The sequence below is a fragment of the Tardisphaera saccharovorans genome, assembly GCF_046635845.1.
Lineage (GTDB): Archaea > Thermoproteota > Thermoprotei_A > Marsarchaeales > UBA168 > UBA168.
This window is the reverse complement of record NZ_JAQQXN010000004.1, coordinates 52,955-62,684: the sequence shown is the minus strand read 5'-3', so window position 1 is coordinate 62,684 and position 9,730 is coordinate 52,955. Positions and strand designations below refer to the sequence as shown.

At 49.0% G+C, this 9,730-nt stretch carries 11 protein-coding genes; 6 read left to right on the top strand and 5 right to left on the bottom strand.

Going from position 1 to position 9,730, the window contains the following annotated elements; translation table 11 throughout:
- Window positions 1-310: 310 nt before the first annotated feature.
- The 4 genes from PRZ02_RS06570 to PRZ02_RS06555 all read left to right on the top strand — a co-directional run bounded on the left by PRZ02_RS06570 (window position 311) and on the right by PRZ02_RS06555 (window position 3,642).
- Window positions 311-1,849, top strand: coding sequence for an aldehyde dehydrogenase family protein (locus PRZ02_RS06570; protein WP_449465033.1), 1,539 nt, complete (start codon window positions 311-313; stop codon window positions 1,847-1,849).
- Window positions 1,850-2,179: 330 nt separating this feature from the next.
- The gene (locus PRZ02_RS06565) at window positions 2,180-2,356 is read left to right on the top strand and encodes a DUF5678 domain-containing protein (protein WP_449465032.1); all 177 of its coding nucleotides are present in this window, start codon (window positions 2,180-2,182) and stop codon (window positions 2,354-2,356) included.
- 11 nt (window positions 2,357-2,367) lie between these two features.
- The gene (locus tag PRZ02_RS06560; protein WP_449465031.1) at window positions 2,368-2,790 is read left to right on the top strand and encodes a hypothetical protein; all 423 of its coding nucleotides are present in this window, start codon (window positions 2,368-2,370) and stop codon (window positions 2,788-2,790) included.
- Window positions 2,791-2,892: 102 nt separating this feature from the next.
- Entirely contained in the window at window positions 2,893-3,642 is a 750-nt protein-coding gene (locus tag PRZ02_RS06555; RefSeq protein WP_449465030.1) for a mechanosensitive ion channel domain-containing protein, read from the top strand.
- Here the strand turns inward: PRZ02_RS06555 and proS are convergent.
- Window positions 3,636-5,069 (bottom strand): proline--tRNA ligase, encoded by a 1,434-nt coding sequence (proS, locus tag PRZ02_RS06550; RefSeq protein ID WP_449465029.1) that lies wholly within the window; start codon window positions 5,067-5,069, stop codon window positions 3,636-3,638. The two genes, PRZ02_RS06555 and proS, sit on opposite strands and share 7 nt — an antisense overlap.
- A gap of 86 nt (window positions 5,070-5,155) precedes the next feature.
- Between proS and PRZ02_RS06545 the strand changes: the two genes are divergently transcribed.
- Window positions 5,156-6,130, top strand: a complete 975-nt coding sequence (locus PRZ02_RS06545; protein ID WP_449465028.1) for a galactose-1-phosphate uridylyltransferase — start codon at window positions 5,156-5,158, stop codon at window positions 6,128-6,130.
- 3 nt (window positions 6,131-6,133) lie between these two features.
- Here the strand turns inward: PRZ02_RS06545 and trxB are convergent, their stop codons facing one another.
- Window positions 6,134-7,081 carry a thioredoxin-disulfide reductase gene (gene trxB, locus PRZ02_RS06540; protein WP_449465027.1) on the bottom strand — a complete coding sequence of 316 codons (948 nt, stop codon included), beginning with the start codon at window positions 7,079-7,081 and terminating at the stop codon, window positions 6,134-6,136.
- Between the two features lie 148 nt (window positions 7,082-7,229).
- On the opposite strand from trxB, the gene PRZ02_RS06535 reads away from it, so the two are divergent.
- Window positions 7,230-7,856: a superoxide dismutase gene (locus PRZ02_RS06535; protein WP_449465026.1), complete on the top strand. Its 627-nt coding sequence runs from the start codon at window positions 7,230-7,232 to the stop codon at window positions 7,854-7,856.
- A gap of 14 nt (window positions 7,857-7,870) precedes the next feature.
- On the opposite strand, the gene PRZ02_RS06530 is transcribed toward PRZ02_RS06535, so the two are convergent.
- From PRZ02_RS06530 to PRZ02_RS06520, 3 genes are all read right to left on the bottom strand, one after another.
- A complete protein-coding gene (locus PRZ02_RS06530; protein ID WP_449465025.1) occupies window positions 7,871-8,644 on the bottom strand; it encodes a DUF2208 family protein in 774 nt (257 codons plus the stop codon).
- Between the two features lie 87 nt (window positions 8,645-8,731).
- Entirely contained in the window at window positions 8,732-9,151 is a 420-nt protein-coding gene (locus PRZ02_RS06525) for an ATP synthase subunit C (protein WP_449465024.1), read from the bottom strand.
- A gap of 6 nt (window positions 9,152-9,157) precedes the next feature.
- Window positions 9,158-9,604: a universal stress protein gene (locus tag PRZ02_RS06520; RefSeq protein WP_449465023.1), complete on the bottom strand. Its 447-nt coding sequence runs from the start codon at window positions 9,602-9,604 to the stop codon at window positions 9,158-9,160.
- Window positions 9,605-9,730: the final 126 nt, after the last annotated feature.

Here is a 9,730-nt window from a genome sequence, read left to right as displayed (position 1 = left end):
TGGAACGCGGGCGAAGCGCCCTGGGAATGACCGCGCCTCCGCGAGCGGCACGCTGGAACGCTTATTTCGCGTTCCACATACAAACCGGGAACCTCCTTCCGTTAGGACGAGATAACTCACCCAAGAAACGTTAGGTTTTTATCCCAGTGCTTGATTAAGGGCAGGTGAGGCTCTTGCCTAAGAAAGCGAAGAAAGAGGAGAAAAAGGAAGAGCAGCCGAAGAAATAAAGCTTAACTTCTTCGCGTTGACACATATTAATTTTTTATCATGCGCGTAGGTTATGTTTTTATCCCACCCACGATATTACCGCATGACCGAAAGAAAGGGAATCGCTCAATATCTGAGTTCGTTCTTCGATCAATGCTTTACGCTAGGTGATGATGGAATCCCAGAGTTCAAGATGCTAATAGGTGGGCAATGGGTTGAGTCATCAGGAGGGCTTCAAATTGTAGACTCCCCATATGATGGCTCAATCGTTGCCCGGGTCCAGAACGGCACTCTCGAAGACGTAGAGAAGGCCATGCAATGGGTTTCCGGTGAAGGCAAGAAGATAAGGGACATACCAGCCATAGATAGGATACTCATATTCCAGAAGGCGAGAGACCTCCTCAAAGAACACAAAGAGGAAATCGCGCGCGCCTTGGTTCTAGAGGGAGGCAAGACCATAAGGGCGGCTAGGGGAGAAGTCGATGCGACAGCACAAAGGCTCATGCTGACCATGGAAGAGGCAAGGAAAATTTACGGTGACTACATACCTGGTGATTGGTCCGAGGATACCGTCGGAAAGATGGGGTTGGCAATAAGGGAGCCAGAGGGAGCAGTCGCCGCCATCTCTCCATTTAACTATCCACTGTATATCGCCTCGGCGAAGATAATCCCGGCGCTGCTATCAGGAAATTCGGTTATCGCGAAGCCAGCGAGCGATGACCCGGTTGCGCTCTTGCTCTTTGCTCGCGTCCTTCAGGAGGCTGGCATACCAGCTGGATCGCTTAACGTGGTCACGGGCCCCGGAGGAAAACTTGGCGATGCCATCGTTTCCGATGAGAGGATAAACATGGTTACCTTCACCGGTAGCACGGATGTGGGTATACACGTCAACAACGTCATGGGGATGAAGAAAAGGCATCTTGAACTGGGAGGAAAGGGCATGGCCATCGTTTTAAAAGACGCCGACATAGATTTAGCCGCCAGGAAAGTAGTCGAAGGAAACCTCAGTAATGCCGGACAGAGGTGCGATGCAATAGCCACGGTACTGGTAGAAAATGAGATAGCTGATGAGCTGATCTCGAAGATAGTTGAAAACGAGAAGAAATGGATCTTTGGCGATCCCATGGACCAGAAGACCGATATGGGACCACTCATCAACGAATCGGCCGCCAAGAGAGTAGAGGAACTTGTCCGCGATGCGCTTCAAAGAGGGGCAAAGCTGGCACTGGGTGGCCACAGGAACGGGTGCTACTTCGAACCAACAGTCCTAGTAGATGTCCCTCTCGATGCAAGGATAGTTAACGAGGAAACGTTTGGCCCCGTGCTCGTCGTGATAAGGGTAAAAGATGAAACAGAGGCCTTAGAAATAGCGAAGAAGCCCAAATACGGGCTTGACTCTTGCGTCTTTACGAATAACTTCTACAGCATGTGGCGTGTGGCCAAGAGCCTCGACGTGGGAGAAGTAACCATTAACGATAACCCAAAGCACGGCGTCGGTTACTTCCCATTCGGGGGCAAAAAGCTCTCGGGGCTAGGAAGGGAGGGCATAGGCTACAGCATAGATGAAATGACCCATCTAAAGACCATTGTATTCAGCTTAGAACCTGGAGGCCTTGGCAAGCGTAGGGTTTTTCAGGGATGAGGTCCCTTTTCTTTAAATCTTGATCAAAATCTCGGGATTATTTTTACAAAAGGTTTCGAGTAAGATACTCCTGAGGGCAAGCAAGCTCTCTACTTTCTAAGATTGCCAAATGGCTCCACATTTTGAGATCTTATTGCAAGCACTCAATCTCAAGCCTTTCTGGGCAAGTAAATAGGCGATCACGGGTCTCGTGCCATAGGGTGAACGTTAGACGCCGGTTCAACGCAGCGGCTTCACTGCTGGTCTCAAAACGGTGAGTGCGGTACGACGTCACTACATGCCATTTCATGGAATAGGTTTATAGGCAGCGGGATTTGCTAACTAAACAGAATGGAAGATACGGAAATCATGAAAAAATACGGTGGCCGCTTCGTAGCTATAAACAAGGGCAAGGTTATCGCATCCTCCGTGACGTTAAAGGAAGTTTACAATAAGGTAATAAGATCGCAAGACCAAGAAGACCTTTATTTCGCCTATATTCCTGGAAATGACATTTTAATCCTATAAGGATGACTCAGATGTCCAGTAAACCTATTTTTTCGTTTCCATATCAGCAAGAGATTTCTGGCACCCTCGGAAAATCTCTTAGACCAAGACTACCCCTTCAGCTAAAAACCAAGTCAGGAAAGTGGGTAACCGTCTCGCTTTACGTGGACACGGGCGCCGACATATCCATGCTGCCTAAAAGCACGTCGGACATACTTGGCATTAACCTGAAGTCCGGTGATGAGGTCATCGTTGTAGGCCTGGCGGGAGAGCTGATACGTGCCTACCTGCATGACCTCGAGTGCAAGATAGAGGGATCAGATCCGTTCACCATGAAGTTCGCAATATCGGAAAAGGAAACCGTAGTGCCTATACTTGGAAGGGAAGGCATCTTTCAGCGCTTCAACGTCCGCTTTAACAACCTTGCATCTCAAGTAGAACTTGATCCGTTATAGCAATCGAAGCTTTTATTCTATAACTGTTAATAAACAAATTATTTATTAAACCAAAAATCCTTTTAAGTGTGTGCAAGAAGCTTCTAGGCAGGTCGGAAGCTCATGCAGCAGTTTGTGTGGCCGGGATTTCCACTCCTCACGGTTCTCTACGCCGCCCTTATAGTTGTAATTTGCGCGCTAGCCATATGGATAATAAACCACTCACTAAACAAAGCTCTCACAAAGATCCCATCATCTATCATAAGGGACCTGGAAATAGCTGCTGACCTCTTCATAGTAATAATAGGAATCGCCGCCATATACTCTCTTCTGGGCGTTACGCTTAACGTGTTCCTGATATTGGTTTTCTTAATCCTCATAGCCGGATTCATAGCAGCAAAGGATGCCATGTCATCCTACATATCGACTTACGTGATAAGGAGCTCTAACGCGATAAAACCGGGAGACTGGATCGAAACACAAGGGATAAGGGGCACAGCAGTTCGCGTGGATAACTTTTACACAATAGTTCAAAGGCCCGATGGACTAATAACTTATGTAAATAACGCGAACCTATTTAAGGAGGGCTTCACCGCTTTTTCGCCGTTAACGACCAAGTACGTTGAGATAAACCTCGAAGTTCCCCTTTCGAGATTTAAACCCGAGGTTTATGAGAAAATAAAAGAGCTAGCTGAAGAGGCCTCCAAGGCCTCGGGAAAAGGAGAAAGTCCGGAAGTGCTCATCTACGAGCTAGCTTTTGATGCCGTAAAGCTCAAACTGAGAATACCCGTTACTAATCCGAGAAGAGAAGACGCGATAAAAAGCGATGTATTGGAGAAGGCCCTAAACGCTATCTACGGTCAAGCTCAGTAAGCCTTGCTAACGTAAGCCCGGTAGCGCGCAGGTCTTCCACACACTATGCACTTTCCCTCAGCAATTTCCTCGACGCAACGCACAGTTGCTCCCGTTGTGTCGTATATCTTGTCTTCACATTCCCTCTCGTCACAAAGGTTCACGACACTGAAACCTCTCCTGTTTTTCACCGCTTCTGATAACTCTTCAAGGGTACTGACCTCATTTATCATGGAAACTAGCTTCGCTTTTGCTTTTTCGTAAAGGCTCTTTTGTATATTAGATAGCACACTCTTAACGGTAGCGGCAGCATCAGACACGTCGACCACACTCTTTTCCCCCGTGTCGCGCCTCGCTAAAACCATTGTCCCGTGCTCAACATCCCTTGGCCCAATTTCGATCCTAAGTGGGACTCCCCTCATCTCCCACTCGTTATACTTATATCCCGGGGTCTTGTCGTTCCTTTCATCCACGTAGGCCCTAATGCCGGCAAGCTGCAGCTCACGTGCGAGCTCGCGAGCACGCGGCGTTGGATCCTGCTTATCCCTGTATATTATGGGGACCAACACGACCTGAAGAGGAGCGACCTCAGGAGGTATTACTAGACCTTTGCTGTCTCCATGCAACATGATCATGGCCCCTATTACCCTCCATGAAAGCCCCCAAGACGTCTGCCACACGTAGTGCTTATTACCCTTCTCGTCAACGTAAGTTATCTCAAAGGGCACGGAAAAGTTCTGACCCAACATGTGCGACGTAGCCATTTGTATTGCCTTACCATCTGGCATCATCGCCTCAAGGGTGTACGTGAACACGGCTCCCTTGAACTTTTCCTTTTCCGTCTTTCTACCCTTGATCACTGGTATGGCCAGTAGGTCCTTGAGCACCTTCTCGTAAAGGTCCAGCGCTTCCTGCGCCTGCTTTAGCGCCTCGTCCTCGGTCGCGTGAGCCGTATGGGCTTCCTGCCACAAGAACTCCTTAGTCCTTATGAATGGCCTTGTAGAAGACGTCTCCCACCTAACGACGCTGTTCCATTGGTTTAGCTTAAGGGGAAGGTCACTCGTCCCGTGAATCCACTTTGAATACATAGTATACATTATGGTTTCGCTTGTGGGCCTGACGGCAAGCCTCTCCTCGAGCTTCTGATCACCTGCTTCCGTTACCCACGCGACCTCAGGCGTAAAACCGGTAAAGTGCTCGCTCTCCTTCTTTAGGAGGCTCTCCGGTATGAGAAGGGGAAAGTAGGAGTTTTTAACACCCATTTTTTCCATCTCCTTGTTCATGTATTCTCTGATCTTCTCCCAGATGAAGGCCGCTGGGGGAAGCAGCACTATAAATCCTCCAACAGGAGAAAAGTCTATGAACCCACTTTTGATCAGTATCTCAGAGTACCAGTCGGATAAATCCTCCTTGCTGCTCTGAAGACCTCTTTCATTGGATTGAGCCATCTCGAGATCCACATGACATGCGTTATAGGTTTTTTGCAAAAACCTGGGCTAGAAAGTTTCTTAAGTTCGCACTTGTCAAAGATCAAATGAGGGAAATAAGACTTGATCCCCGCAGGAAAGAGTGGATAATTATCTCATCGCAGAGGGCATCGCGCCCAATGACGGTTATGGAAAAGCGGTCGTGCCCTTTCTGTAAGGACTCCCCTGAGGCCAAGGGAAAGCAAGCCCCCTACTGGCTTCCCAACGCCTTCCCGATGCTTTCACCGGATGAGCAAGGGACCTCGGTACTGAACGGCACGTATCAAAGGATGCCAGGCAGGGGCTACTGTGAAGTCGTTGTCGAATCATTCGATCACTCAGCCGACCTCTGCGATCTAACACCTGACGAACTGGAAAGTGCCATGAAGCTATATAGGGATCGCTACGTTGAGCTCTCAACAAAGGAAGGCGTTAACGCTGTGCTCATATTTAGGAACATGGGAAAACTCATAGGAGTAAGTATTGAGCATCCTCACTCGCAGATCTACGCCATACCTTACGTTCCTCCAATAATCCATGAGGAGGCCAACGCTTCGAAAGAGGTGTGTCCAATCTGCGAGGAGGTAAAGGCCCAGGGGAGAACCGTGCTCAGCTACGATTCCGTAAAAGCGGTTTTCCCTTACGCGCCGCGGTGGCCTTATGAAACCGTCGTCATTCCCATCAGGCACATAACTTCTCTGGCGGAGGCAACGGACAAAGAGTTAAGGGAAATAGGCATGTCTATTGGAAGGATCGTCGGATGCTACCATCGGCTCTTTGGCGTAAAGATGCCTTACGTCCTCGCGTTTCATCAAACTCCTGTCCTCAGCTCCAAAGAAAGGCTTCACCTGCACGTGGAGCTTTACCCAGCATTGAGGGCTCCTGATAAGCTTAAGCACTGGAGCGGTGCCGAATTGGGATTTGGCGTTTACACGTACGATTTCTGGCCCGAGGACAAGGCAAAGGAACTGGCATCGATCTGCGAAAAAAACGAAAGCCTTCCCATAAGCTCTAAGGGCTTACCCGAACCAAACGCCGTTTGAAGGTCAATTTGACGCAGAGGATTGGGCAAGCTCCTCGGCTGCCTTGAGCCTACCCTCGAGGTACATTTGGGCGGCAATGGCCGCAAGCGCCCCTTCTCCGGCACTGATTATGGCCTGCTTGGTAAGCGAGTGCCTGCAATCACCAGCGGCGAAAATGCCGGGCTTAGATGTCTGCATGTTTTCATCAGTAATTATGTAACCGTGATCATCCTTCTTGACGTCGACAAAACCGGTTTGCGGCACCTCTCCTATGTATATGAAGACCGCAGAAACCTTCAGTTCTTTCTCCTCTCCCGTTAGCAAGTTCTTCACGATGACGCCGTTTACCTTCTTGTCGCCCTCTATCTTGGTCACAACGCTGTTCCAGACAAACTCCACGTTACTTAGAGACATAAAGCGTTGCTGAAGTATCGGTTCAGCCCTCAGCTTATCCCTTCTGTGTATTAAGTAAATCCTGTTCACAAGCCTAGCCAAATAGAGACCCTCGCTCACCGCTGAGTCGCCGCCGCCAACAACAGCAACGTCCTTTTTGGCAAAGAACGGGCCATCGCAAGTAGCGCACGTGGAAACACCCCTGCCAAAATACTCAGATTCTCCTGGAACGCCAAGCTTCTTTGGTGCTGCCCCGGAAGCAACTATGACCGTTTTGGTGGTGAAGTTACCTGCATCGGTTTGAACCTCATAGCCGCCCTCAACATCTTTGACAAGCTTAACCTCCGCTTGGATCATGTCTGGATTATACTTCATGGCATGCTCTTGGATTGCCTTTCCAAAGTCAGCCCCACTTATGGCGGGAAAGCCTAAGTAGTTTTCTATCAGATCCGTGGTCGTTATTATTCCACCAAACGTCAGCTTCTCTATGACGGCAGTCTTTAGGTTGGCCCTGCGAGCGTATACGGCCGCAGACAGACCTGCTGGCCCACCACCCACAATTATGACGTCGTAATCCATGAGAGCATTTTTCCCAACGCAAATAAGGATAGCGTCCGATCCTTGAAACTTCTTGAAAGGGGCTTTGACCACAGACCGCCCACCGTCATTTGCTTCTTATCGAAGAAAACACGTTTATATCCCGATAGCGGATTATAACAGGGTAAAAATGTCAACTGTTCCGTCTTTTAAGAGATACGAATTACCTCCGCTGCCTTACAAGATAGATGCCCTTGAACCTTACATAAGCGGCCAAGTAATAGACGTCCACTATAATGGCCATCACAAGGGTTACGTCACAAACTCGAACGCAACCCTTGACAAGTTGGAAAAAGTGATCAAGGGGGAAGTAACGGGCTACGACATACAGGGCATAATAAGGAACTTGATCTTCAACGTAAACGGCCATAAGCTACACTCACTTTACTGGCAGAACATGGCTCCCAGCGGAAAAGGAGGAGGCAAGCCAGGTGGAAAGCTTGCAGACCTAATAGATAAGCAATACGGCAGCTTCGACAAGTTCAAACAGATATTTACCGAGGCCATGAGGTCGTTGCCTGGAACGGGATGGACAGTACTATACTATGACACAGAAACCGGCAACCTTGAATTCACCACGTTCGAGAACCACTTCATGAACCACATAGCAGAATTGCCCGTAGTAGTTATAGTTGATGAATTCGAGCACGCCTATTATCTTCAATACAAGAACAACAGAAACTCTTACATAGACGCTTGGTGGAACGTCGCTAACTGGGACGACGCAGAGAAAAGGCTGGAGAAGTACTTAAAGTAAAAGTACCTTTTAACCTATTTTTTTAGTATTTTTTCCTCCGCTTTTTCTATGGCCTCTTCTTCATGTTTAACATATTGAGATAGAATTTTTTTGAGCTCTTCTTTCCTTGTCGTGTAAAGCTTAACGGCGTATGGAAGGGCAACGGACTTGCTTTTTTCTCCCTCGATCCTTATGCAGTTCTCGCCCACATCCTCAATCTTGTAGATCGGAAACTTCAGTATAACTGTCATGCCATTATTATCGTAAACGACGCCGTTAGGCGTCACGACATAAGACGCTGGCGTGGCCGCCGGAGTCATCTGAGTCAGGGTTTTCCACTTCCACTGAAATATGAGGGAAACGACCACGGAGACCGCGACGCCAACGGCATACGCATACCAGCTCCTGTACCAACCCTGCTTTGTCCACGCCAAGATGTTCGCGGCCTCATCAGTTCCGTACATGCCACCTAAAAACACGCCTAGCGTAACAAGCATCATGTAGAGGGACCTCTTCATGAGCTCCTCTTGCTCATTGTCCTTTTTTCCTCCCATGGCCTTCTTGACATCGTCAGCGAGGGCTCTGAAAAGCACGGGGCCTTTCTTCTTGCTACTAGCGGCAAGCTTTGTGTTTTCCACGAGCAACGGCTGTCCTTTGGCGGCCACGTAAATCGAGTATCCAAGGAAGCCCACAAAGTATATGACCATAACCGGTAAGAGTAGATATGTTAAGTTGAAGGCGAAAAGCGCCACGAAGACTATGGGTATTCCTATCATCATGGCATACCTAATTAAATTTGTACCCGCCAAATCAGTTAAGTGAAAACATAGCTAAAAAGGATAACGGATTCGAATACGAAAAACGCGACGTTAGCGCAAAAAGCTTGCGAAGCTTTCCTAGAACGAGATCCATATAAGTATGGAAACGATGAGCCCATATATGGCGAGCGCCTCGCCCAAAGTTACAATTATAAAGCCCCTGGTGAAGCTCTCAGGCTTCTCGACGGTGGCACTGACCGTTGAAGCCCCCACTCCTGCAATTGCGTACCCAGCACCAATGCCAGCGAGGCCAACGGCCAAACCCATGCCTATGGCCATGTAGCCCTTCATCAGTGCCGTACTGGTGGCCGTTGAATTTGCAACTTGCGCATAAGACCCATGAACAAAGGCCGCAAGCGCGACGACCAGCAAAGCCACAGGCAACACGACCTTGGAATACTTTTTCCTCGTCTCCTGCTTCATGGCAGAGACCATATTCTCCAGCTCCATTACGGCGGTCTTGTATGAGCTCTCCAAACGAGTATCCTCTTCTGACATTCTAGGCTAGACCTGCTTGTATATTAATATGGGTATCGGTGAGAAGTCGACCAGCCGAGCGGTATGCTCTCCAGCCGCTATCCTCTCCAAACTCACCTTCTTTCTCGTGGCTATCACCAAAAGGCCGTAGCCTCCTCTTATCGCCGTGTCAATTATGGTTTGAACTATATCCCCCGTAGCAACAAGCTGATCGCACTGTACTCCTATCTCCTCAGCTATCTTAGCTGCCTCCTCAGTGAAGTTTTTCATCTCCCTTTCCATGGCCGCTTCAGCTGCGGCACGCTTTACAAGTCCCAGCTTTTCTATGCTTTCAAGGCTTTGGATGTCCACGACGCCCAAGAACGTGACAGCACTCCCGATCTTGGACGCCAGTTTCACGGCATACCGGGCAGCCTCCAGGGCAGCAGCTGAACCATCTACCCCAACCAGTATTTTTTTCGGCAGTTCAACCAACGCGCAATTGGCAAGCTACGCTTTTTACGCTTAACCGTCGCGGTGCAAACTATCCCCTGCATGGATACGGCTTTTGTTCCCGCAGCGCGACATCCCCTCGCGCCCTCGTTTGCGCAACCGATTGGC